The sequence below is a fragment of the Mesorhizobium sp. WSM4844 genome (assembly GCF_055811775.1).
The window spans coordinates 1-249 of sequence record NZ_JBVVQB010000226.1; the positions used below are offsets into that span (position 1 = coordinate 1).

1 pseudogene is annotated in these 249 nt (G+C 63.5%); it reads right to left on the reverse strand.

Annotated elements, in window-relative coordinates:
* Positions 1-249 (reverse strand): annotated as a pseudogene (groEL, locus tag AC0L2A_RS36535) (chaperonin GroEL); the annotation flags it as partial.

The window sequence follows — 249 nt, forward strand, 5'->3', positions numbered from 1 at the left end:
TCGACGCGGTCCTTCTTTTCCTTGACTTCGATCTCGGTCGCACCGCCGACGCGGATGACGGCAACGCCGCCCGCCAGCTTGGCGAGACGTTCCTGCAGCTTCTCCTTGTCGTAGTCCGAGGTGGTCTCCTCGATCTGCTGCTTGATCTGGGCGACGCGGCCCTGGATCTCGGCCTTCTTGCCGGCGCCGTCGACGATGGTGGTGTTCTCCTTGGAGATCGACACCTTCTTGGCGCGGCCGAGCATGTTG